Here is a 22,775-nt window from a genome sequence, read left to right as displayed (position 1 = left end):
GAAAGACAAATAAAAGCTTGAGTACTCCTGTGAGTTATTTTATATGCGCCAATTGAGAAAAGTTGAAAAGTGATAACCTAAGCACTTGAATTTAATTGTCAAGTTTTCATAACAAACAAAGGGGCGCTCTATTGCTATTGTTATGAAATTATGACATTTTGATCCCCGAAAGGTTGATTAATGCGTAGAATTACTCAAAGCTGCCTTGAGTACCCCTTGATCCCTAAAGAGGATTTGCGGCTTAATAGTTAGTAACAAGCGATCCCCACGATCCCAAAAAAATGCTGTTTTTTAGCATACGTAGGATTGTCAAGGATGCACCAACAAGAGCCGTTCAAGAAGCTAAATGCATAACAAAACATTCAGATGCCCTCACCAGTCAAACAAGATTGCAGTCATTTTGGCACTGGATGTCACCGACAGAACGGAGTTTTTGTCCGGCAACAGAATAGTTGATTCAAATTACCGGAGACAAAATTCATGGCTAAAGAACGCCCACCTTTAGATGAGATGACCTTACGGCAGCTAAGAAGAGTTGCCAGTGAATATGGTGTCTCGCGTTATAGCCGAATGCGGAAGGCGCAACTGCTAGCGGCAATTCAACAAATCGAGCGCACAAAAGTTTCTGTTGTTCCAACTCGTACACTGGAGGCACAAGAAGCAGTGGAAGCAGCTAAATTTGAACTAGGTCAAGATGACCGCACAGGTGGCTCCTTAGCTGATGTAGATGAAGGTTTAGCCGAATTACCCGATGGTTATGGCGAAAGTCGGATTGTGCTACTGCCTCGCGATCCCCAATGGGCTTATACTTATTGGGATATCCCAAACGATCATAAAGAAGACTTGCGCAAACAAGGCGGACAACAGCTAGCACTGCGCATTTATGACGTTACAGATATTGACATAGATTACCAAAGTCCACACAGCATTCAAGAATATCCTTGTGATGAGTTAGCACGAGAGTGGTATTTACCGATTCCTGTCAGCGATCGCGACTATGTTGTCGATATTGGTTATCGTTGTGCTGATGGTCGTTGGTTAGTTTTAGCACGTTCAGCACCTGTTCATGTACCGCCAGTTTACCCTAGCGACTGGATTGAAGATCATTTCATTACTGTTAGCTTTGAAGAAGATCTGCGCGGTCAGACTGTCTTTGAACTTGTACCTCCAGCCAAGCGGATGGCAACTGCTGGAGTTCAACAAGACAGCAATCCGATCTACGACGAAATCTTTGGTATGGCTCAAGGTGTTGAAGCACAAAGAGTAGCAGGTTCACTCTATGGCTCAATGCAGCAAGTACCAGGTTCCGCTCAGATGGTTGGCGTACAGTCAATTAGCTCTTATGTCACTGCCTCGGGAATGGGGATGTGGGCTGTACCAACAATGTCAGGTGCTGGTATGTCAGGTGTTGGTATGTCGGGCGCTGGTTTCTCAGCTTCGGCAATTCCGATGCGCCCGCGTCAGTTCTGGCTCATCGCAGATGCAGAGTTGATTGTTTATGGTGCAACGGAACCCGATGCTACAGTAACAATTGGTGGACGTCCAATTAAGTTGAATCCTGATGGCACGTTCCGTTTCCAGATGTCTTTCCAAGATGGTTTAATCGACTATCCAATTGTGGCGGTAGCAGCTGATGGCGAGCAAACGCGCTCAGTTCATATGAAGTTCACGCGCGAAACACCATCACGGAACACTAATACAAAAGAAGAAGCTGTTCCAGAGTGGTTTGCTTAAAGCATTATCTGCCAAACTGATAAATAGATTACAAAATCCCTCGACAATCGTCGGGGGTTTCTTTTCATTAAAGATTATGATACCTGAAGAAATTGCAAGTACGCTTACAGATATTTTTGAACCAGCAACTGTACAAGCGATCGCCCCTGGTTCGTGGCAAATTGAAACTTCTGGGTTTCGTTTGTTGGTACTTTTATCTGACGATCAATCGTGGTTGCGTGTTTTGCTACCAATCATGTCAGCCGAAGCCGCACAACCTTTTACGGAACAACTTTTAGCTGCTAATTTTGATGATACTCAAGAGGTGCGCTATGCTCTGCAACAAGGTGTCGTTTGGGGAGTATTTCAGCACAGTGTAGAAAGTTTAGTACGTACTGATTTAGCAGATGCGATCGCGCGTTTAGTTGCACTACACCAAGCCGGACTTAATGATGTGTTTTCACAATTAGTCGAAAGTCGCATGCGTCAAATCATTCTTGCAGCAAAACAGCAAGGATTAACCCTCGAAGCCACACTTCAAAATCTCGATCGCTTTTATGAAGAAGGAATTTTAGGCGATATGGAACAAGGCGCACAATCGCGTGAACAAACGTTAGCAGCATGGCGACGACAGCTAGAACGCTTATGGCAAGAAGTTGAGTAAGACTTAAGACCGAGTTATTTTTCCTGCTTTTCAAATTTTAAATGACCAATACGCAGCTCCTTCTATAGAAAAAGCTAGAGGTTGCAAAGCAAAGAAGTTATTAAAGTGAGTACAAGCGATCGCACTTCTTCTATTTTCTTTATGGACATTGTTGAAATTCTCAAACAAGATTATCAAAGATTTCCTGCTAACCAAACATACAGCCTCTATGCCCAAGACGTGTACTTCAAAGATCCCTTAAACGAATTTCGTGGTGTTAAAAAATATCAAGCGATGATCAAGTTTATTGAAACGTGGTTCATTGCACCCAAAATGGACTTACATGATATCCACCGTGAGGGAAACACGATTAAAACTGAGTGGACTTTAAGTTGGAACACTCCTGTACCCTGGAAACCCCGCATTGCAATTCCTGGTTGGAGTGAGTTACGTGTCAATCAACAAGACATCATTACTTCTCATGTCGATTACTGGAAATGTTCGCGATTAGACGTCATAAAACAGCATCTTCCTACCAAGAATAGATAAAGTAAAGAAATATAAACATTGCTTAAACAGGATAAAAGCTTTCATGCGTGTAATTTTAATGACAGGCAAAGGAGGAGTTGGAAAAACCTCTGTTGCTGCTGCTACTGGACTTCGTTGTGCAGAGTTGGGCTATCGCACACTCGTTTTAAGTACTGATCCAGCACATTCACTTGCCGATAGTTTTGACTTAGAACTAGGACACGATCCGCGACAAGTCCGCCCAAACCTCTGGGGAGCCGAATTAGACGCATTATTAGAATTAGAAGGCAACTGGGGAGCTGTTAAGCGCTATATTACTCAAGTTTTACAGGCGCGGGGACTCGATGGAGTTCAAGCTGAGGAACTGGCAATTCTTCCTGGGATGGATGAAATTTTCGGTTTGGTGCGTATGAAACGCCACTATGACGAAGGCGAGTTTGATGTCTTAATTATCGACTCGGCTCCAACTGGTACAGCATTGCGTTTATTGAGTTTACCGGAAGTTAGCGGCTGGTATATGCGACGTTTCTACAAACCTTTGCAAAAGATGTCTGTTGCATTAAGACCACTTGTAGAGCCATTATTTCGACCGATCGCAGGTTTTTCTTTACCAGATAAAGAAGTGATGGATGCGCCGTATGAGTTCTACGAACAAATTGAAGCATTAGAAAAAGTCTTAACCGATAATATGCAAACTTCGGTACGCTTAGTGACGAATCCTGAAAAGATGGTGCTGAAGGAATCGCTACGCGCCCACGCTTATTTAAGTTTGTACAACGTTGCAACAGATTTAGTTGTTGCCAATCGTATTATTCCTGAAGAAGTTCAAGATCCTTTCTTTCAAAGATGGAAAGAAAATCAACAGCAATATCGCTATGAAATTCACGAAAACTTCCGTCCATTACCTGTAAAAGAGGTACCTTTATATTCTGAGGAATTATGTGGTTTAGCAGCTTTAGAGCGGCTCAAAGATACACTTTACAAAGACGAAGATCCGACACAAGTTTATTACAAAGAAACTACAGTGCGCATTATTCAAGATAACAATCAATACAGCTTAGAACTTTATTTACCAGGAATTGCCAAAGACAATATTCAACTAAGTAAAACAGGAGATGAATTGAATATTACTATCGGTAATCATCGGCGTAACTTAGTATTACCGCAAGCTTTAGCAGCATTACAGCCAGCAGGCGCAAAGATGGAGGAAGATTACTTGAAAATTCGTTTTGCTGATAGTGTAAAGGCTTAATAGCTAAAGTTGTGGCTCTGTAATTTTCTTGAGTTGATCGCTGCGGGTACTGTGCTACGCACAATTGCACTGACTTATAAGGTTAACTATCGGAAAAGCGTGTGAACTTCGTGTAGTGATTTGTAATAGATACACATACGTAAATATCACGCCAGAGCAGAAAATGACGCAATATCAACAGCTTGACTCAAAGGCATTTATATCACTATCTGCAAGACTGGCAGCAGCAATGCGATCGCAAGAAACGGCAAGATGCGATCGCATTTTTAACGATCCGTTTGCAACCCAACTTGTTAGTGCTGAGGCATTCGCCTTTTTGGCACAACGTAAAATTAAACCAGAAGAAGAAGGAAGACCTTATGTTGTTGTTCGCACGCGGTTTTTTGATAATTTTCTGTTAGCTAAACAAACACCTCAAGTTGTCATTTTAGCCTCAGGAATGGACACGCGAGCTTTTCGGCTTCCTTGGTTAGTAAATACTAAAGTATACGAACTCGATCAGTCTGAAGTTCTCAGTTATAAGAATGCTGTATTGAAGGACGTATTATCTACTTGCCAAAGATGTGCGATCGCGGCAGATCTGACTCAACCTTGGTCACATTTACCATTATTGCAAGGATATCGTCCTAATATACCTTCTATATGGTTGATCGAAGGCTTATTAATGTACTTAAATTTAGATCAAGTCGATATGCTAACAACAGTTTCACAACTGGCTGTAACCGGAAGTTGGCTTGGTTTAGATGTCATCAATACTAGGGCAATACAATCAGCTACAGACAGTGACTTTCGGGGATATTGGCGTTCTGGATTCGACAATCCAGAAGCACTGCTAGCAAACTATGGATGGAAAGCGAATGTCATTCAACCTGGAGATGAAGGCGCACACTTTGGACGTTACACCTGCAAGTTACCGCCTCGTGATGTTCCTAATGTCGAACGAGTATTTCTTGTAACAGCTCAGAAGCTTCCTTTGCTCGCAGCAGAATAAAGTTTGTAGCTATTTCTGCTGTTTAATAACATGCAATCAGTAGCTCATTGTCAAAGTACTTATTTTAAGCTTAAGTTCTAATCTGCACTGGCATAATCAAATAAGTCATCTTTACACCACCTAAAGGCGTCAAAATCACTGGGCTTGTTGGCGTATTAATCTGCATTTGAATGTCTGAACTAGGAAGTGCTTTCAAACCATCAACTAGGTATTTAATATTAAAGGCAATATCAATGCTATCACCTGAAATTTGTGCAGGCATTGATTCTCTACCACTACCAATATCTTGTGCATCAACCGACAAAGCTAATTCTTGGTTGGCGCTATCAAGCGTAAACTTCACAATATTATTTTTCTGATCTGCTAAAACCGCAATTCGTTCGATCGCACTGAGTAAAAACTTACGTTCGAGTGACACTTGAATTTCAAATTGACGGGGGATAAGTTGACGATAGGCTGGATATTGTCCTTCTAAAGTACGGCTAGTTAAACGGTGGTTTTCCCATTCAAAAACAACTTGTCCGCGATCGCAATGCAATGACAACACCGCACCATCATTCAGCATCCCTAGCATTCGTTCTAGTTCGCGCAACGCTTTTGCTGGCAATGTTACCTCTAATTGCGCTGTATCTGCCTCTATAGGTGCATTTTCGTTGATAGTTTGCACAACTGCTAAGCGATGTCCATCAGTAGCCGCAAATTCTAAAGTCTCTTGCTCTATACTCAAATGCAGTCCTGACAAAATTTGCTTAGTTTCATCAGCACTTGTTGCAAATAAAGAACCTCGTAGTCCTTCAGTCAATGCTTCTACTGGCAAATGAATAGCTTCGCCATTTTCTATTACTGGCAATTCAGGGAATTCTTCTACCCCCATACCCCTAACTTGATACTTTCCTGAAGTAGAAGTAATCGTAGCACCTAATGGGGTTTCTCCTTCATCATCAATGGCAAGTTCCCCTTGTGGCATTCGCGAAATAATATCATTCAAAAGCTTAGCAGGAAGGGTTATTTCTCCTCCTGTTTCTACTACAGCCAAAAAGCTTGTCCGAATACCTAAGCTTAGATCGAACGCAGTAAGACTAACTTGTCCTGTTTGCGCATCTGCCGTTAACAGTACGTTTGCTAAAATCGGATGTGTCGGACGTGATGGCACTGCACGGCTTACGAGTGACAAGTTTGTGCTGATATCACTTTGATTGCAAACGAATTTCATCAGGAGATTTGTGAGTTTGCTAAAGGGTTTAGATGCGTCTTGAGTTTCATTTAGCTCAGAAGCACTATCGTAGCATTTGCTGCCTGTATCTGTTGCATAAAGACTACTGAAGATATTTTTAATTTTTATATGTAGTAGTAGTAGGTGCTGTGGAAACTGTGGAAAAACTTCAACAACCCTTTATCTGGTTCAATTTCATCTCATATTTGCTGTGGAAAACTTGTGGAAAAGCTGAATAGTTTTTCACACAGTATTTTTACTCACTATCAGTTTTCCTAGTAAAGTAAATAGTTTTCCACAGATTTTCCCAAAGTTTTCCCCAGAAATCTGTAAGTTTTTCACAATCTAATCAACTCTTAATATTTCTTTAAGCCAATATTAAGCTTGACATCCACGAAATCTTAAAACTTGTGGAAAAACAATATAACTTAATTATAGCTATTTAATAAATATTAAAACACACTTATCTTTACAAATAAGCTACCCAAAGAATGACTTCAGTAATCCTACTGAAGTTAAATCTGATATAAGTTTTTCCAAGGTGATTTTGATTATATATGTAGTTAAATACAAGTTAAATTTCTGTTTAATTCAATTGAAGATTACTTAGATAATATTTATCTGCCTGAGATTCAAGGAAATTATCGATTAGATCAAGCGGTAGATCGTTTAGTCTTTGAATTCAAAGACTTTTTAGGTAGATTTGGTACCACAGTACGTGATGCAGTAGAATCTTCACTTGGAGCTAAAATTCAAGAAATCGTGGATGTTAATAAACAGGCTAACGAACTTGCTTGTCGTGTCTACAGTGGATTTCAAGAATCATCTGGAACTCTGGCAAAAAGTGTTGATGATTTTCAAACAACTACAATTAAGTTTGCACAAACAGCCCAGGTATTTGAGCGCAGTAATTTTGCTCAACTTCTTGCCGATGCTACGAAAGATTTATATATTATCCAAAGGAACTTTAATCATTCAACTAAAGTTTTATCTAACTCAGTGTCAACAATTGAATCAGCAGTATTTGAAGTAGTCAATTCTAATCATAAAATACAAAATGTAGCCGATCAGATTAGTCATCACAATCAAAAGACAGTTCAAGCTTTAGAACTGCATTGGAGTAATCAGTAATCTTTGAATGAAATCATACCGCAATTATATTAAGGTAGTGGAAAGCTACAATCTGCTGTAGAAATACTTGATAAACTTCAACAGAAGAATCTAGATAAAGCAGATGGTTTTGAACGTATAGAGAATGAACTAAAAACTTTAGCCGAGTCTCTTAATAAGTATAACCAAGTAGTAAATGTTGGCTTGAAAAACTTAAGCGATCGCCTAATTAAAAGCATCAGCAATCAATCAAAAAATCAACAACAAATGCAAGTTTTCTTAGAGAACTTAGCTCACTGTACGAAACATCTCAGCGATACAAAACACGAGAACTATCGTCTAAATAAGCTTTTAGAAAAACAGCTTCTATCAGATAACAACTATAGTACCAGTCCTCCTATAACCGTTAAATATAAGATTGTTCCACAAATTGAACAACACACGCAGCAGTATAAAATTAATGTAGTAGAAATTATTGGTCATACTGACGGTCAAGGAAATGGAAGTGTTACTAGTAATCTTGACCAAAACTTAGAAAAAGTCGCAAGTGCAACAATAGCTGTGAATCAACTGAAAGCAGGTTCTAATGCTGACTTAGGCTTGATGCGGGCACTTGCTATTGTTCAAGTACTACGTAACATTCAAAGCACGAGCAACCGATTGCAAGGCTTAAACTTTAGAGCTTATTCAGCAGCACAGTTAATTTTACCAAATGGTAACTTTGCAAATGTCAATCGTAACCCTGATGCTACTAGACGGCGCATTGAAGTTCGCTTTACTCGACCAGTTGCACCTATAAAAGTTGAATAAGTTTAACCAAAAGTAGAACTATTCCAACCCCACATATAACCTTTTGCATCAGCGAACTCGATATAGATTCGGTTTTTATTTACTCCCAACATTTGATTAATATATTGACAAAACTCTTGACTCATTTTTTGGGTCTGCTCAGGCTTCATTGCACCAACACTTTTAATTTCAATGTAGCAAACAGGTTCTAAAGTGCCTGCAAAAGTCATTGGTATTCCAGATTCTAATGCTGTCATGACATAAGACTCAGGTTTACCCAAATGCTTTGCTAAAGTTGAAGAAAGATTCTGAAGTAAAGCTTGAACTTGAGATTGTTCTAGCTTGTCAATCGATGTTTGAACTTTAATTAAAGGCATACTTCTATGTAAGTAAACTTACACTGATACGGTTATTACATTAAATTAAAGCAAAAATATAAAAACTTGTATTTCTCAACTGAGAGTGACAATCTAAAGCTTAGATAGAGTTGCTATGAACAAACGATTAAAGAAACGGAAAACTTTCTTGCAGCTTGTGCCAATTGGGGAAATGGGATCAAATTTTGCTTTCTAAGTCAAAAAAAGCAATCTCAATATAGTTGATCTTGTTGAAATTTACTAGACTGTAGATTGATACTATCCGTTTCTACTGAACTTCTATGCTGCTTTCCAAGATAGCAACTCTTAGAAGTGAAGCTTGGTATAGAGCCAGTAGATAAGCATTACACTAAGCACAATTTATGAGTGACGAGCAGGTTCAACAATATTTTCAAGCGATCCAACAGCAAATCGCAACCCTGCAACAAAAACAGATGTTAATACCCTTGCAGGAAATCATGATTGCCCTTGACGAACTGCAACTAATTTATGATGAGATGCAGACGAGTTTGGAAGCAGCAGAGGTTGTTGAGGAGGAGCTTTTCCGGCAGAATCAGCGAATCAATGCACGCTATTATTACTACTATGACTTATTTTACTCTTCACCGATCGCCTATATAGTCACCAATGCTAGTGGAGTCATTTTAGAAGCAAATCAGGCGATCGCACAAATGTTGAATGTACCTCAACGATATTTAATCGGGAAACCTTTTGCTGTGTTCGTAGCAGAAAGCGATCGCTTAATTTTTTACAATAAACTCAATCGGCTTGCTCAAAACAGTAAAGTACAGCACTGGCAAATAAATCTGTGCCCGCGACAGAAAGAGCCATTTGATGCTCAATTGCATATATCTGCGACTTGCAATATCTCTGGTTGTGTTGAAGCTTTGCAGATTGGGGTGTATAATATGAATCTGTATCAGCACAATCAATTTGCACCAAAGTTGAACTCGCAAGAGATCTTCACAGCAGATGTCAAGCCACTATCGCAACTACCTCATCTTGATGGATTGCAAGTACTTGTTGTAGATGATGAAACTGATGCTCGTGACTTTATTACCGCTGTCTTAGAATCACATGGTATTCGTGTAACAGCAGTTGCTAGTACCGCTGCTGCGCTGGAAGCACTAGAGACATGTCATCCCGATGTGTTGTTAAGCGACATTTGCATGCCTGATGGAGATGGGTATAGCTTGATTCGTAAAGTGCGAGAACTAGAAGCCATTCAAGGCTGGCATATTCCGGCGGTGGCATTTACTGCCTATTTGACAGAAGATCGAGAAAAAGCACTTTCTGCTGGGTTTGAGGCACATTTGCATAAGCTAGCTCAGCCTACTGAGTTGATTGCGATGGTAACTCAGTTAACTCAACAAAACCATAATGCGTATTGAATAGAAAATTGAGCCAGACTGAACTAATTTCAGCATAAGAGGTGATATGAGTGATTCCAGCACAACTGGACAAAGCACTTGTATCAATATATTTACAAGCGGTAGCAGGATGGGAGTGCAATTGTACTGCCGTTGACTCAACCTGGCCAAAAAACCTTCGGGTTTCTCATTGTTGGGATTAGTGCTTTAAGACCACTTGATGATGATTACCGAGGCTTCTTTGACTTGGTTGCAGGACAGGTAACGACAGCGATCGCTAATTCTTTTGCTTACGAAGAAGAATGCAAACGCCTTGTTTGCAAAACGGCACGAAGTGCAGCTTTAGCAGAACTTGATCGCGCCAAAACTACCTTCTTCAATAACGTTTCTCACGAATGTCGCACACTACTGACTCTCATCTTGGGTGCTGCCGAAGATACTTGGACACGAGACATTTCAACTCATCTATCTCTCACGATGCGATCGCTCGTCACCTAGTTGAACTCCATAACGGTACAATCCACGCCACAAGTTTAAGAAAAGGGCAAGGGGTAACTTTTAGCGTCATGCTGCCAATTTTACAAGAGCGATCATCCCTTCGATGTAAGCTTAAGGTGGAGGATAAATCTCAAATTCTATGAATTTACCTCAAGCTGAGCGAGATTTTGAAAGATTACTAGACTACCTCAAGCACAGTCAAGGTTGTGATTTGACGGGCTACAAGCGCTCGACTTTGATGCGGCGGTTTCAGCATCGCATGCGAAACATTAACATTGATACCTATCAAAGCTACCTACAATATTTGCAAAGCCATTCACAAGAGTGTCGTGCCCTTCTAAACGATGTTCTAATTAATGTCACCTGTTTTTTTCGCGATCGCGATGCTTGGGATTACTTAGCAGCCGAGATTATCCCAAAAATTATTGCAACACAACCTAATGAACCAATTCGAGTTTGGAGTGCAGGCTGTGCAGCCGGACAAGAAATCTGTAGTATCCTCATCCTATTAGCAGAAGCTTTAGGACTTGAGTCTTGCTTACAACGCGTTCAGTGTTATGCAACTGATATCGATCCAGCAGCACTTAGAGAAGCGCGACAAGCTACTTACAGCGAGGTAGAAATTGCAGAAGTTCCTCCCCATTTTCTCCAAAAATATTTTGAGCCAACTAGTCAAGGTTATGTCTTTCACCCCGTACTTCGTCGCAACATCATTTTTGGGTTGCATGACTTAGCTAAAAATGCTCCTATGTCTAAAATAGATTTTCTGATGTGCCGCAATGTGCTGATCTATTTCACTCCAGAAACTCAAGCTTCTATTCTGACGCGTTTTCACTTTGCGCTCAAAGATACTGGTTTTTTGTTTCTAGGTAAGGTAGAAACATTAACTAATCGCAGACATATTTTTACGCCGATCAATTTAAATCAACGGGTTTATGGCAAGGGGTTAGATCTAGAACTGAAGGATTATTTATCCATCAATCCCAAATTTCGGAAAAACCAAGAAATTGAGCCGTCAACACCTCAAAATCACTTTTGGCAAAATGCATTTGAGACTAGCCCTGTTGCTCAATTAGCTGTTAAGCTTGATGGTTACTTGATCGGTGCGAACGAGCCAGCAAGTCTTTTATTTGGATTAACAATCGACGACTGGAAGCGTCCTTTTTGCGAACTTGAACCTGGGAAGCTAATTGGCTCTTACGCTTCAATGTCAGCATTTCAGTGTAATCATCGTTCGGTAGCTTTGAAGGATATTGAATGGAGGACAGCCAATAGCACAAAGTATTTTGATATTGCGATTGCACCCGTCTTTAATTGGAAAAACCAATTTCTAGGAATCACATTGACATTTTTTGAAACAACTGACTACAAACAACTAAACAAAAAGCTTGAGTACACTGATTTAGAATTAACAAAAGTTTCTCAATCACTGCAACTCAAAGAATCTGAATTAGATAGCATTCTGATGGAGTTAGAAGCTGTTTATCAGGAAATGCAACTTCTTGCGCAAGACATACATCAGGAAAATTGAACAAGATATTAGGCACAGAATCCGCTTGCGAATGAATTCGCTGCTAAACAAACAAAGTCCACCTCCGTGGACTTACTAATAAAAATCTTGTCTCAGTGTGCGGAGGCACACTTTGTTTCTCTAGCCACCGACTGAAGTCGGTGGGAGGAAGGATTTTCTATCCGCCATAGTTCCAACCAGTAGTTTCTAACCGTAGGGAATCACCTTCACGATGAATACCAGCAGCAATTACTTCGCCAACATAGACAGTATGGTCGCCTTTTTCTACTGCATCAACTACTTGACATTCAATGTAGCCTAAACTATCGGAGATAATGGGACATCCAGTTTCACCAATATAAAATTCTACATCTTCAAATTTGTTGCCAACACGGCGCTGTGGTTGAAAGAATTTTTGTGCGACTTCTTTTTGTGAAGCATCTAGAAAGCTGATAGCAAACACTCCGCTTTTTTTGATCATTTCGTGAGATTTAGAGTCTTGTTTGACACAATTAACCACAAGAGGTGGTTTGAAAGAAGCTTGCATCAACCAGCTAACAGTAAAGCCATTGACTTCTTCGCCGTCTTTTACTCCACAAATGTATAAACCGTGGGGAATTTTCCGCAGCATGGTTTTTTTGGCTTGTTCGTCTAACAAGGGGTGTTCTCCTATATGGGTGCTACATCGCTAAGTTTAACGAACTACTCTAGACGCAGAGGCTAAGTGAGTTGTAAAAAGGGTAATTGGTAATGGGGTAGTATTTACAGCAGTTTTGGTTATGGTGCTGTGGACTGGCGTGGGCGGAATAAGTGAGTGTGTTCGGGATGGTATAAGCGAGAACGGGCTGGGGTTGCTGAAAGTGCAGGGCTGATGATGTAGAGTGTGGTACGAATGAGTTGTTCTTCTTGAGTCACTTTTGCCATTTCTGTTAGTGATGTGAGAACAATTTTCTCATCTGACCAACCAATGCGGTAGCAAATCGCCACTGGTGTATCTGGTGGATAGTGTTTTAACAGTTGGTTTTGGGCTGTGTCTATGTGGCGCGCACTTAAATATAAACAAAGACTAGCTTGATGTGCTGCAAGTGAAGCTAATTCTTCTGTTTCGGGGACTTGTGTCCGTCCACTAATGCGACTTAGGATGATAGTCTGTACACTTCCAGGAATTGTTAGCTCAACGTTGAGTTTAGCAGCGGCAGCTTGAAAAGCACTAATTCCAGGAATGACTTCAAAGGGAATTTCAGCTTCGGCTAAGGCTTGCATTTGTTCGTGAATAGCACTATAGAGACTCGGATCGCCTGATTGAAGTCGCACAACTGATTTATGCGATCGCACTCGTTCCACCATGACAGGCAAAATATCTTCTAAAGTTTTATTCGCCGTGCGGATGATTTCTGCATCTGAGCGACAATACTGCAAGATTTCGCGCGGTACAAGCGAATCAGCAAATAAGATGACATCTGCCTGTGCTAGAATCTTTTGTGCTTTAATCGTCAATAAATCAGGATCGCCTGGACCTGCACCTACAAGATAAACTTTTGGTGATAGCAATATTGTTGAGTTATTCATTAGTAAACGTGAGTATAGAATATTGATTCTACCCCCTCATCCCTCACTCCTCGCCCCTTCTTCCACCACATCAGGTAAAGCACGTTTATAGACATACAGCCACACCAAGCCTGCTAATCCGATTGCGATTCCTGTTAAGCTCACTATTTGTGCTATGCGTAGTGGTCCTAGCATTAAGCTATCAGTACGTAGCCCTTCAATCCAAACTCGCCCAAGGCTGTAGGCAACAAGATAAGTTAGAAATAGTGTGCCAGTCTTGAGGCGTTGCTTACCCTGCACATCTCTCATGAAAAGAGTTATCAACAATGCAAATACCATCAAATTCCACAACGATTCATACAAAAAGGTGGGATGGAAGTAAGCAAAATTGGCAAGTTCTGGCGGACGCATTTGCGGAGGAATATACAATCTCCAAGGCAAATTTGTCGGACTACCAAAAGCTTCAGAGTTGAAAAAATTACCCCAACGTCCGATCGCTTGTCCTAAAATCAGCGATGGTGCAACTAAATCTGCTAACTGCCAAAAGGAGACTCGCCGAATACGTGCGAAAATTAATGCGGCAAGCAAACCACCAATAATCGCTCCATGAATTGCAATACCGCCTTGCCAAATCGCAATAATTCGTTCTGGATTTTGGGCGTATTCTGACCACTCAAATAAAACATAATATAAACGAGCAGCAGGAATTGCCCCGATCACTAACCAAATTGCCAAATCACCAATCAAATCAGGATTAACTTTGCGTTGCTTGGCAAGATACTGGGAAAGTGTAATTCCAATCAATACGGCTGAAGCGATTAGTAAACCATACCAGCGAATTGTAATTGGTCCGATATCAATGAAAATAGGGCCAGGAGAGGCAAACTGTGCTAAAGGAAAAACTAGTGTCATTAGCAACACTTTGAATTGGTTGTTACTACATCATAAGAGGAGTGAGGGGCGAGGAGTGAGGGGCGAGGGAAGTTGCCATCGTAAGTAGTGAAATTACGTTAATGTCGTATATGTCGAACTAAAACTATTTCAATAACAGGCTTGTTGCAATTTAAAATTCAATTATGAGTAGTAAAAGTATTGATCGTGAGTTAGAAACAGTTCCACTGACAACGCAACAAAAGCATCCAGATTCTCCCCTACTAGGTTTAAGTTTATCTGAGTTGACTGACTGGGTAGTTGCTCAAGGACAACCTACTTATCGCGGGCGACAGTTATATGAATGGATTTACAAAAAGGGCGTGCGATCGCTGAGTGATATTTCTGTATTTCCTAAAACATGGCGTGCTGCGGTTGCTGATGTTGCAATTGGGCGATCGCAAATTCACTATCGTTCTGTCGCACCGGATGAAACTGTCAAGTATCTCCTACAATTAGCTGATGGCAAGATTGTTGAAACTGTTGGTATTCCTACAGAAAAGCGCCTAACGGTTTGTGTTTCTACACAAGTTGGTTGCCCAATGGCGTGTGATTTTTGTGCTACGGGGAAAGGCGGCTTTATGCGTAACTTAGCCGTTCATGAAATTATCGATCAAGTTCTCACAGTTCAAGAAGACTTTCAACGACGTGTCAGTCATATCGTGTTTATGGGTATGGGTGAACCATTGCTGAATACTCCCAATGTCGTTGCAGCGATTAGATCGCTCAATCAAGATGTTGGTATTGGACAGCGCTGTATGACGCTTTCTACTGTTGGCATTCCTGGACATATCTTACGCTTAGCACAGCATCAGCTACAAGTCACACTCGCGGTAAGCCTTCATGCTGCTAATCAAGCATTGCGAGAAAAACTGATTCCGAGCGCGCGTCATTATCCATTAGAGAATTTAATTGATGAGTGCCGCCAATATGTACAAATAACAGGTCGTCGGATTACTTTTGAATATATTCTCCTTGCTGGAGTTAATGATATGACAAAACAAGCAGCCGAGTTAGCTCAGCTGCTACGAGGGTTTCAAACTCACGTTAACTTAATCCCTTACAACCCCATTCGGGAAGCGACCTATCAACGTCCCAGTTTTCGAGGAATTCAAGCTTTCGTTGACGTCTTGCATGAACATCAGATTGCGGTTAGCGTGCGTTACTCGCGTGGTTTGGAGGCTGATGCTGCTTGTGGACAACTGCGGACAACGCAATTTTAAACGATGTGCGTCAACACCTGGCGCGTAAGCTTCTACTACTTTACCTGTTTCAGCACAAGTCACCATCAAGTAATCGCAGCAGGAGCATTGTGTCCGAATCAAACGACTTTGAGTAATATGATGGCGTTCGCCCTCACTACCGCAATTAGGACACCGAATTTTTTGTACAAGCATTTTAAACCTCTTGAAGCAAGCAATTTTTAAAAAAGAAAATTAAACTCGGCACTTAATGAACATACAGGATTAAACAAAAAGCAACAAATCTTAAATTAGTAGATAAATCACACCTTATTTATTTAAGAAATATATGTTTCCTATATCTAGATTGCCATTGTATAAGGAAAGTTGTCATATCACTTTGGGCGTAGAAATTAATACGAAAAATTAGAACTTACTTTTATTCTTGCTGATCCCCAATGAAATATCTTTTGAATTGTACTGGTTTAGTCTAATTAAAGTAGAAATTTAACTTTAATTAAATTATTTTGCAAAGAGTGTTATCTATACTACAAAACAATCTCTAATTTGCCTTACAGTGGCGCTTTCCATATCCATATTTAATATTTACTTAAGATTTCGGTTCTGTCTGAGGATAGATTCGATTCTTACGTGAATGAATCTGCCGCTAGATAAACTTTTCCCGCCTCTGTAGACTTATTCATCAAATTGCTGATAGCGGAAGCACACTTTGTTTGTAGTAGCCTCAAAGAAAGCCATAAGGCATCTGTGATTTATACACGGTGAAAATGCTGATACTTGGAATATCAGCAGTTACCAAAAATACAGCAACTAATTTCTACCTTAAGAAGGATGAAAATAATCATAAATTTCTTGAGCTAGGTGAGAACCGATACCTGGTGCATTTGCTAACTGTTCAGGATTAGCTTGACGAATATAGTCAATTGAGCGGAAATGAGCTAAAAGCAGCTTTTGGCGGTGATACCCCAAACCAGGTATTTCGTCTAAGCGCGATCGCCGTAACTTGTCACTCCGCTGTTGACGATGAAATGTTACAGCAAAGCGGTGTGCTTCATCACGTAGTCGCCGCAAAAGTTGTACTCCTGGTTGTTCAGCTTCTGTGAGTAGAGGCTGCGATTCCCCTGGTAAGAAAATTTCTTCGCGTTGCTTAGCAAGGCTGACAACCCGCAATTCATCCATCAAATTCATTTCTTGCAATACAGCCACAACCGAGGATAGCTGTCCTTTACCACCATCAATCATCACAAGATCGGGCCAATCAGGATTTCCTGCACGTTGTAATTGTGGATCTTGAGCATATTTACGAAAACGTCGCCCAATCACTTCGGCAAGACTGGCAAAATCATCTGAGTGACCAGATGTGACTGTCGGATTCTTAATTTTATAGTGGCGATAGTACTGTTTTGCTGGTAAACCATCAACAAAGACAACTTGAGACGCTACAGCATTTGAGCCTTGAATATGAGAAATATCGTAACCTTCAATGCGGTGTGGTAAATCAGGTAAATCAACAATGGCTGCAAGATCCTCCATTGCTTGCGTATTGCGATCGCTCAATTTCTGTGTTCGTTCTAATTCATATTCCGCATTACGTTCTACCATCTCAACCAATTCAGCTTTAACCGCCCGCTGCGGCGCAACAATCGTCACTTTCCGCCCTTTGCGATCGCTCAACACAGTTGCTAACATTTCGGCATCGGGTAACTCGTGTTGCACCACAATTTCGATGGGAATCTCGACTGAATCAGCAGTTTGGTAATGTTCCTCTAAAACTCGCTCTAGAATTGCTCCAGGTTCAGCATGAGCATCTGCAACAAATCCTAAACGCCCTACTAATTGTCCCGCACGAATCTGAAATAGCTGAACACAAGCAAGTTTGTCATCTGCGGCGAGGGCGATCGCATCGCGCGATACAGTATCATCGGGCAACGATACCTTTTGTTCTGCACCCAGCGACTTTAATCCAGTAATTTGGTCGCGAATTCGGGCTGCTGATTCAAAATTCAGTGCTTCTGCTGATTTGTGCATTTGTTGGGTGAGAATATCAATCAGTTCTTGAGTTCTGCCCTGAAATACCATTGCTACCTTTTGGACAGTTTTACGGTATTCTTCAGGAGAAATTAACTGTTGACACACTCCAGGGCAGCGCCCTAAATCGTAGTTGAGACACGGGCGATCTTTAAACAGTGGTTGGGGACGTTGTCGCAAAGCAAAAATTCGTTTGGACAGACGCAGGATAGTGCGTAACAACCGCGAGTCAGTGTAGGGACCATAAAATTTATCTTCTTTTTTACCTTGACGGCGGTTGCGCGTGATGAAAATGCGGGGATATTCTTCTGACCAAGTAATACAGACATAGGGATACTTTTTATCGTCTTTGAGTAAGACGTTGAAATAAGGCTGGTGCTGCTTGATTAAGTTGGCTTCAAGGGCTAAAGCTTCGGTTTCAGTATCCGTGACTATAAATTCAATTTCAGTGACTTGCCGCACCATCATCGCGATGCGATCGCTCAACTTCTGTGATTCCCGAAAATAAGAACGCACCCGCGATCGTAGTTTCCGTGATTTACCGATATACATAATGCGATCGCTGGCATCACGCATTAAATATACACCTGGCTCGGCAGGAATTTCTTTTAAACGCTGCGCCAAACGTTCTGGTTCTTTGACGAGTGGCAGTGTTTTTGTGACTGGTGATTCTGACAGTGTATCCGATGTCATTGTTAATCAGAGAATTGAAAATTCGTTAAATTACACCTTTGGCTGATGAGAGAAGCTTTATCTGTTTCAATCTGAAAAATTTGTAATGTTACTTACTAAGGGACGATGACAGCTTGTAGAATCTCAAAAGCTTGAGAAATAATTTTTGACCACTGAACCTTGATTCATAATCCTAATAGTTGGCATTTTTAGTTGAATTATGCAGATCTACTGATCTCCCTACATCAATCCTAGGGTGAACCACAGCATTTTGTTATTCAGGTTTTTTAGTGATACTACTGATTTTAATTTAAATTATGGTTTGATATAATACTTGAAAACTTTGCGTTTAAAGTTGCCATCAAATTCAGGCTTGCAAACATGAAATTATCGCAAGTAGGAGCAAGTAAGACTGACATTTTTATTGCTAAAGCATAGATTAGTATCTAGACGCTAAAATATAAACTTTTATACTTATAAGCTTCACTACTACCTAAAGCATAGCCATGAATTTGGAAGAATTTGAGTCTCAATATCGCAGCACGATTGATCGCAGTCTCAATCAACTGCAAACAACAGTTTTATTATTGGCACAACTAGAAGCAAATATTGCTAGTGTTAGCAAAGATTTGCAAAACCTTAGCCAAACAGTAGAAGAGTTTATTAGCGAACAGAAAACAAAATAGCAAAAAATCAACTATTCTATTGATTGAAAGCAGATAATTCTTCTTTAATAGCCTGTTTTAACTCTGTCAGATTCACTGGCTTAACAAAATACCTCGTTGCTCCTAGCCTCAATGCACGTTGTTGATCTGCACTGAACGCAAAGGCAGAAACAACAAATATGGGAAGATGCCGCCAGTTGCTTCTTTGCTGAATGTTCTCAAGTAAGCTATATCCATCAATATCTGGTAACTTCAGATCCAACAAAATAAGTTGGGGTTGAAACTCTGTCATTTTTTGAAAAAAGCAAGTGCCATCGGCTAAGCTTAATATCTCATAGCCGCAAAAACTTAAGTAATCATCAAGCATTTGGCGATTCAAATCATTATCCTCTACGATAAGAATTTTGGTACGGGTAGTAGAGGATGAGATTATGGCACCTGTGTCATCTGTAGAACTTTGCTGTTCGCTGCTCACAAGTTTTTTTGGGATATAGTGGTTTCTAACCGTAACATTTATGAAAAGATTTCTCCTTGTGTCATAGAATTAGCATGTTTTCTTGAAAATTTATTGAGTACAAAAAAACATTTATTATTTTTTTATCTTTATTCAACAGTTATATACCTAAAAAAATGGAAAAGCTACATATCAGCAAAAATACTTTTTCTAGCAAGATAACTCCTGATAAGTGCGATTAGTTCACATCTTGCACTTAGCGGTTGAAACCGCAGCTAATCAGATAAAACCTGCTTACGCAGGTTACAAAAACCTCGATTTTTTGTTATTCCGCGCAGGCGGAAAGAGTTTGTATAGCCGCGAATTTCATTCGTAAGGCTTGGTGCAAGATATAACATTAGCAAAGCAAATATAGCAACGTATTTCATTGCTCATTGCATAGCTAAGCATTTATTATTCAACACGACAAGTTTAAGGAGAATGTAGAAACATCTCAATTCGCTCAACAGCTGTTTCTAATATAGTTGGGTCATGTACTAAAGCAAATCGGACATAACCTTCACCAAATTTACCAAAGCCAGCACCAGGAGAGGCGGCGACGCCTGTAGCTTCAACAAGTTGAGTACAAAACTTAATAGAATTGTCTTGTGACTTAGGTAGCTTTGCCCAGACATACATTGTGGCATGTGGAGTAGGCACTTGCCAGTTGATGCGATGCAAAGCATTGACAAACGCATCACGTCGCTGACGAAAAGTATCGACTACTGTTGCAACTTGAGTTTGCGAACCAGTTAAAGCAGCGATCGCACCGTTTAAAATTCCGCGATATTGGTTAAAATCAACTGCAGCCTTGACTTGACGTAATGCTCGAATTAGCTTGGCATTACCAATTGCATACCCAACACGAAAACCGCCCATATTATATGATTTCGAGAGTGTAAAAAACTCAATCGATACAGATTTTTCGAGATCGGCTTGAAAAATCGAGGGTGCTAGAGATTGGGAATTCTGACTTGCTTGGGTAAAAACGAGATCGACATAAGGAAAGTCGTGAACTAAGACAAGATTATGCTGTTGGCAAAACGCGACAGCTTCTTGGAAGAATACCAAAGGAGCGATCGCACTTGTGGGATTATGGGGATAGCTTAGTACCATCATCCGTGATTGTGCGAGTACGGGAGAGGGAATATCTGCAAATACTGGTAAAAATCCGTTTTCTTCCCGTAATGGCATCGGGTAAACTTGTCCACTTGCTAAGTAGACACCACCAGCGTGTGAAGGATAGCCAGGATCGAGTAACAAAGCAAAATCACCTGGATTTAATACTGCAAGTGGTAAATGCGCCGTACCCTCTTGGGAACCAATTAACGGTAGTACTTCGGTTTCTGGATCGACAGGAATCCCAAATTTTTGAGTATACCAACTTGCAGCAGCTTCCCGAAATGCACGAGTACCGTGAAACAGCAAATAACCATGAGTGCTGCGATCTGGTAAAGATTGAGCGATCGCATCAAGAACATGGGGGGCAGCTGGAAGATCTGAAGATCCTAACGACAAGTCAATCAAGTCTTTTCCTGCTGCGATTGCTCTTGCCTTTGCTTGATCCATATCTGCAAAGACATTTGCTTGGAGATATTCTAAACGCTTGGCAAACTCCATAAAAGTTTTGAGTTTTGAGTTTTAAGTTTTGAGTTAACCCGATACATAGTTTCAAAGTTTTGAGTTGCGCTCAAAACTTACAATTTAGGGGCTTTATCTCAAGTGTGAAGCCATTTCATCTTGTAATCACATCATTTATGACTCCGCGCAGCAGTAATAGCAGTGTTGCTCTAGCCTTAAGTAGACAGATGATTTTCTAAGATATCAATCAATTTTTGTTTTGGAATAACACCTTCGCTTGCTTCCAACACTTCTTGATTTTGAAATAGTCGCAGTGCCGGTACACCTTCAACTTGATACTGCTTGACAGTTTCAGGGTTGGGGTCTACTTCCATTTTGACAACTTTTAGGCGATCGCTATAAGTTGTTGCTGCCCAATCAATTGTTGGCGACATTAAACGACAAGGACCACACCAGGAAGCCCAAAAGTAAACTAATACTGGCTGGTTTGTTTGCAAAACTTCGGTTTCAAATTCTTGATCTGATATTGTAGTGACGCTGCTCATGGCGTTATTCTTCAAACAAAATTACTGACTACAGTATTTTGACTTGTTTTGCAGCTTTACAAACATTGTAGAAGACAAAATTTGACAAGTGCGGTAGCTAAGCCCTGATTGTTCCTTTGCATCAAGGTATCTATCAAGGCTTACATCTTATCAAGTTAATAATTGCTGATTTAGAGTTGATCTAGTTGTTTTTTCAATTCTTCCAAATCGGCGTCAACTGGCTCAGATTGAGATTTAGAGGGCTGTTCTGATGGTGGTAGTGATTGTTGCGGTGAAGATCCTGGGAGGGACATTTGCGCTTTGAGTGCTGCTAATTCATCATCAACATCACTTCCTGCTTCTAGCGCGGCAAACTGACTTTCAAGATTATCTGTTGCTAACTCAGCCGCTGATTGGGCGCGGGCTTCTTGCAACATGACTTTTTCTTCCATGCGCTCAAAGGCTGCCGAGGCACTACTTGTTCCCATTCTGCCAACAGCACCTTGAAGTTGCTCTTGTGCTTTCGCAGCACTAATGCGTGCTTTGAGCATATCTTTTTTCGTTTTTGCTTCAGAAATTTTACTTTCTAAAGCAATTAAGTTTTTCTTGAGCGTATCGATTTGACCTGTTTGCTGATCTAAACTACCGCGTAAGGCATTGGCAGTTTCTGCATAGTTTTTTTTGCGCTCAAGTGCTTGGCGTGCTAAATTTTCATCACCTTTTTGCAGTGCTAACTGTGCATTGCGCTGCCACTTATTTGCTTCATTCTGAGCTTGATTATATTGTTGCTCAGTGCGTTTTTGTGCTGCGATCGCCTGGGCGACACTCTGACGTAGTTGAACCAAGTCTTCCTGCATTTCCAGCAGTGACTGTTCCAACATCTTTTCTGGGTCTTCAGCTTTGCTAACCATGTCGTTGAGGTTAGATTTGACAACCCGACTGATCCGATCAAATAATCCCATAACTTTGTTCTCTTAAGGTGTGCAAGATAGGTTGAGGTTATAACGTGGTGCAATACTATGTTATTTAGTTCAACACCGAAATTAAAAGAGCTTCTCTTTTATCTTAGGTAATGGGAATAAAGAGCAGACAAAGCTATTTACCAATTACCAGTCACCAGTTACCAATTACCAGCCTT

The 22,775-nt window shown here is 40.6% G+C and carries 23 protein-coding genes; 13 read left to right on the top strand and 10 right to left on the bottom strand.

The features are described 5' to 3' along the window. Positions 1-281: 281 nt before the first annotated feature. From CSQ79_RS27730 to CSQ79_RS12660, 6 genes are all read left to right on the top strand, one after another. Positions 282-452, top strand: coding sequence for a hypothetical protein (locus CSQ79_RS27730; protein ID WP_289501086.1), 171 nt, complete (start codon positions 282-284; stop codon positions 450-452). A 28-nt stretch (positions 453-480) separates the two neighbouring features. After that, positions 481-1,734 (top strand): DUF4912 domain-containing protein, encoded by a 1,254-nt coding sequence (locus CSQ79_RS12680; protein WP_099701539.1) that lies wholly within the window; start codon positions 481-483, stop codon positions 1,732-1,734. 76 nt (positions 1,735-1,810) lie between these two features. Beyond that, positions 1,811-2,377, top strand: a complete 567-nt coding sequence (locus tag CSQ79_RS12675) for a hypothetical protein (protein ID WP_099701731.1) — start codon at positions 1,811-1,813, stop codon at positions 2,375-2,377. 141 nt (positions 2,378-2,518) lie between these two features. After that, positions 2,519-2,905, top strand: coding sequence for a C6orf136 family protein (locus tag CSQ79_RS12670; protein WP_099701730.1), 387 nt, complete (start codon positions 2,519-2,521; stop codon positions 2,903-2,905). Between the two features lie 43 nt (positions 2,906-2,948). Beyond that, entirely contained in the window at positions 2,949-4,136 is a 1,188-nt protein-coding gene (locus CSQ79_RS12665) for a TRC40/GET3/ArsA family transport-energizing ATPase (RefSeq protein WP_099701538.1), read from the top strand. A gap of 163 nt (positions 4,137-4,299) precedes the next feature. Next, positions 4,300-5,127, top strand: coding sequence for an SAM-dependent methyltransferase (locus CSQ79_RS12660; RefSeq protein ID WP_099701537.1), 828 nt, complete (start codon positions 4,300-4,302; stop codon positions 5,125-5,127). A 70-nt stretch (positions 5,128-5,197) separates the two neighbouring features. Here CSQ79_RS12660 and dnaN read toward each other — a convergent pair whose 3' ends face one another. Next, positions 5,198-6,340 (bottom strand): DNA polymerase III subunit beta, encoded by a 1,143-nt coding sequence (gene dnaN, locus CSQ79_RS12655; protein ID WP_099701536.1) that lies wholly within the window; start codon positions 6,338-6,340, stop codon positions 5,198-5,200. 762 nt (positions 6,341-7,102) lie between these two features. On the opposite strand from dnaN, the gene CSQ79_RS12650 reads away from it, so the two are divergent. Continuing rightward, entirely contained in the window at positions 7,103-7,471 is a 369-nt protein-coding gene (locus CSQ79_RS12650; protein WP_099701535.1) for a hypothetical protein, read from the top strand. 183 nt (positions 7,472-7,654) lie between these two features. Continuing rightward, positions 7,655-8,260, top strand: coding sequence for an OmpA family protein (locus CSQ79_RS12645; RefSeq protein ID WP_289501085.1), 606 nt, complete (start codon positions 7,655-7,657; stop codon positions 8,258-8,260). A 2-nt stretch (positions 8,261-8,262) separates the two neighbouring features. Here CSQ79_RS12645 and CSQ79_RS12640 read toward each other — a convergent pair whose 3' ends face one another. Continuing rightward, on the bottom strand, positions 8,263-8,616 hold the full coding sequence (locus tag CSQ79_RS12640; RefSeq protein WP_099701534.1) for a phenylpyruvate tautomerase MIF-related protein: 354 nt from the start codon (positions 8,614-8,616) through the stop codon (positions 8,263-8,265). A 362-nt stretch (positions 8,617-8,978) separates the two neighbouring features. Here CSQ79_RS12640 and CSQ79_RS12635 point away from each other — a divergent pair, with 362 nt between their 5' ends. From CSQ79_RS12635 to CSQ79_RS12620, 3 genes are all read left to right on the top strand, one after another. Next, positions 8,979-10,007: a response regulator gene (locus CSQ79_RS12635; protein ID WP_099701533.1), complete on the top strand. Its 1,029-nt coding sequence runs from the start codon at positions 8,979-8,981 to the stop codon at positions 10,005-10,007. A gap of 132 nt (positions 10,008-10,139) precedes the next feature. Beyond that, the gene (locus CSQ79_RS12630) at positions 10,140-10,484 is read left to right on the top strand and encodes an ATP-binding protein (RefSeq protein WP_289501084.1); all 345 of its coding nucleotides are present in this window, start codon (positions 10,140-10,142) and stop codon (positions 10,482-10,484) included. A gap of 139 nt (positions 10,485-10,623) precedes the next feature. Then, on the top strand, positions 10,624-12,015 hold the full coding sequence (locus CSQ79_RS12620) for a CheR family methyltransferase (RefSeq protein WP_099701531.1): 1,392 nt from the start codon (positions 10,624-10,626) through the stop codon (positions 12,013-12,015). A gap of 157 nt (positions 12,016-12,172) precedes the next feature. On the opposite strand, the gene CSQ79_RS12615 is transcribed toward CSQ79_RS12620, so the two are convergent. From CSQ79_RS12615 to lgt, 3 genes are all read right to left on the bottom strand, one after another. After that, positions 12,173-12,652: a flavin reductase family protein gene (locus CSQ79_RS12615; RefSeq protein ID WP_099701530.1), complete on the bottom strand. Its 480-nt coding sequence runs from the start codon at positions 12,650-12,652 to the stop codon at positions 12,173-12,175. 119 nt (positions 12,653-12,771) lie between these two features. Beyond that, complete coding sequence (gene cobM / locus CSQ79_RS12610; protein WP_099701529.1) at positions 12,772-13,563, bottom strand: precorrin-4 C(11)-methyltransferase; 792 nt, start codon at positions 13,561-13,563, stop codon at positions 12,772-12,774. Positions 13,564-13,599: 36 nt separating this feature from the next. Next, positions 13,600-14,454, bottom strand: a complete 855-nt coding sequence (gene lgt, locus CSQ79_RS12605) for a prolipoprotein diacylglyceryl transferase (RefSeq protein ID WP_099701528.1) — start codon at positions 14,452-14,454, stop codon at positions 13,600-13,602. A 164-nt stretch (positions 14,455-14,618) separates the two neighbouring features. Here lgt and rlmN point away from each other — a divergent pair, with 164 nt between their 5' ends. Next, positions 14,619-15,695 carry a dual-specificity RNA methyltransferase RlmN gene (gene rlmN / locus CSQ79_RS12600; protein ID WP_099701527.1) on the top strand — a complete coding sequence of 359 codons (1,077 nt, stop codon included), beginning with the start codon at positions 14,619-14,621 and terminating at the stop codon, positions 15,693-15,695. A gap of 801 nt (positions 15,696-16,496) precedes the next feature. Here the strand turns inward: rlmN and uvrC are convergent. Next, positions 16,497-18,395 carry an excinuclease ABC subunit UvrC gene (gene uvrC, locus CSQ79_RS12590; RefSeq protein ID WP_099701526.1) on the bottom strand — a complete coding sequence of 633 codons (1,899 nt, stop codon included), beginning with the start codon at positions 18,393-18,395 and terminating at the stop codon, positions 16,497-16,499. Between the two features lie 485 nt (positions 18,396-18,880). Between uvrC and CSQ79_RS12585 the strand changes: the two genes are divergently transcribed. Continuing rightward, entirely contained in the window at positions 18,881-19,060 is a 180-nt protein-coding gene (locus CSQ79_RS12585; protein WP_099701525.1) for a hypothetical protein, read from the top strand. A 16-nt stretch (positions 19,061-19,076) separates the two neighbouring features. Here CSQ79_RS12585 and CSQ79_RS12580 read toward each other — a convergent pair whose 3' ends face one another. From CSQ79_RS12580 to CSQ79_RS12565, 4 genes are all read right to left on the bottom strand, one after another. Then, positions 19,077-19,514, bottom strand: coding sequence for a response regulator (locus CSQ79_RS12580; RefSeq protein WP_289501083.1), 438 nt, complete (start codon positions 19,512-19,514; stop codon positions 19,077-19,079). A gap of 450 nt (positions 19,515-19,964) precedes the next feature. After that, positions 19,965-21,152, bottom strand: a complete 1,188-nt coding sequence (locus tag CSQ79_RS12575) for an LL-diaminopimelate aminotransferase (protein WP_099701524.1) — start codon at positions 21,150-21,152, stop codon at positions 19,965-19,967. Between the two features lie 176 nt (positions 21,153-21,328). Continuing rightward, positions 21,329-21,658 carry a thioredoxin gene (gene trxA / locus CSQ79_RS12570; RefSeq protein WP_099701523.1) on the bottom strand — a complete coding sequence of 110 codons (330 nt, stop codon included), beginning with the start codon at positions 21,656-21,658 and terminating at the stop codon, positions 21,329-21,331. A 170-nt stretch (positions 21,659-21,828) separates the two neighbouring features. After that, positions 21,829-22,599: a PspA/IM30 family protein gene (locus CSQ79_RS12565; RefSeq protein ID WP_099701522.1), complete on the bottom strand. Its 771-nt coding sequence runs from the start codon at positions 22,597-22,599 to the stop codon at positions 21,829-21,831. Positions 22,600-22,775: the final 176 nt, after the last annotated feature.

Source organism: Gloeocapsopsis sp. IPPAS B-1203, assembly GCF_002749975.1.
In the GTDB taxonomy this organism is placed as follows: Bacteria; Cyanobacteriota; Cyanobacteriia; order Cyanobacteriales; family Chroococcidiopsidaceae; genus Gloeocapsopsis.
Note: the sequence above shows the minus strand (reverse complement) of the source record. Positions and strands in the feature narration are given on the sequence as shown.

What these genes read in the sequence shown, in the direction of transcription:
- CSQ79_RS27730 (WP_289501086.1), top strand. Translation starts at nt 282, where the DNA reads ATGCTGTTTTTTAGCATACGTAGGATTGTCAAGGATGCACCAACAAGA.
- CSQ79_RS12635 (WP_099701533.1), top strand. Translation starts at nt 8,979, where the DNA reads ATGAGTGACGAGCAGGTTCAACAATATTTTCAAGCGATCCAACAGCAA.
- CSQ79_RS12675 (WP_099701731.1), top strand. Translation starts at nt 1,811, where the DNA reads ATGATACCTGAAGAAATTGCAAGTACGCTTACAGATATTTTTGAACCA.
- CSQ79_RS12565 (WP_099701522.1), bottom strand. Translation starts at nt 22,599, where the DNA reads ATGGGATTATTTGATCGGATCAGTCGGGTTGTCAAATCTAACCTCAAC.
- dnaN (WP_099701536.1), bottom strand. Translation starts at nt 6,340, where the DNA reads ATGAAATTCGTTTGCAATCAAAGTGATATCAGCACAAACTTGTCACTC.
- CSQ79_RS12640 (WP_099701534.1), bottom strand. Translation starts at nt 8,616, where the DNA reads ATGCCTTTAATTAAAGTTCAAACATCGATTGACAAGCTAGAACAATCT.
- CSQ79_RS12670 (WP_099701730.1), top strand. Translation starts at nt 2,519, where the DNA reads ATGGACATTGTTGAAATTCTCAAACAAGATTATCAAAGATTTCCTGCT.
- cobM (WP_099701529.1), bottom strand. Translation starts at nt 13,563, where the DNA reads ATGAATAACTCAACAATATTGCTATCACCAAAAGTTTATCTTGTAGGT.
- lgt (WP_099701528.1), bottom strand. Translation starts at nt 14,454, where the DNA reads ATGACACTAGTTTTTCCTTTAGCACAGTTTGCCTCTCCTGGCCCTATT.
- CSQ79_RS12660 (WP_099701537.1), top strand. Translation starts at nt 4,300, where the DNA reads ATGACGCAATATCAACAGCTTGACTCAAAGGCATTTATATCACTATCT.
- uvrC (WP_099701526.1), bottom strand. Translation starts at nt 18,395, where the DNA reads ATGACATCGGATACACTGTCAGAATCACCAGTCACAAAAACACTGCCA.
- CSQ79_RS12665 (WP_099701538.1), top strand. Translation starts at nt 2,949, where the DNA reads ATGCGTGTAATTTTAATGACAGGCAAAGGAGGAGTTGGAAAAACCTCT.
- CSQ79_RS12620 (WP_099701531.1), top strand. Translation starts at nt 10,624, where the DNA reads ATGAATTTACCTCAAGCTGAGCGAGATTTTGAAAGATTACTAGACTAC.
- CSQ79_RS12575 (WP_099701524.1), bottom strand. Translation starts at nt 21,152, where the DNA reads ATGGAGTTTGCCAAGCGTTTAGAATATCTCCAAGCAAATGTCTTTGCA.
- trxA (WP_099701523.1), bottom strand. Translation starts at nt 21,658, where the DNA reads ATGAGCAGCGTCACTACAATATCAGATCAAGAATTTGAAACCGAAGTT.
- CSQ79_RS12585 (WP_099701525.1), top strand. Translation starts at nt 18,881, where the DNA reads ATGAATTTGGAAGAATTTGAGTCTCAATATCGCAGCACGATTGATCGC.
- CSQ79_RS12680 (WP_099701539.1), top strand. Translation starts at nt 481, where the DNA reads ATGGCTAAAGAACGCCCACCTTTAGATGAGATGACCTTACGGCAGCTA.
- rlmN (WP_099701527.1), top strand. Translation starts at nt 14,619, where the DNA reads ATGAGTAGTAAAAGTATTGATCGTGAGTTAGAAACAGTTCCACTGACA.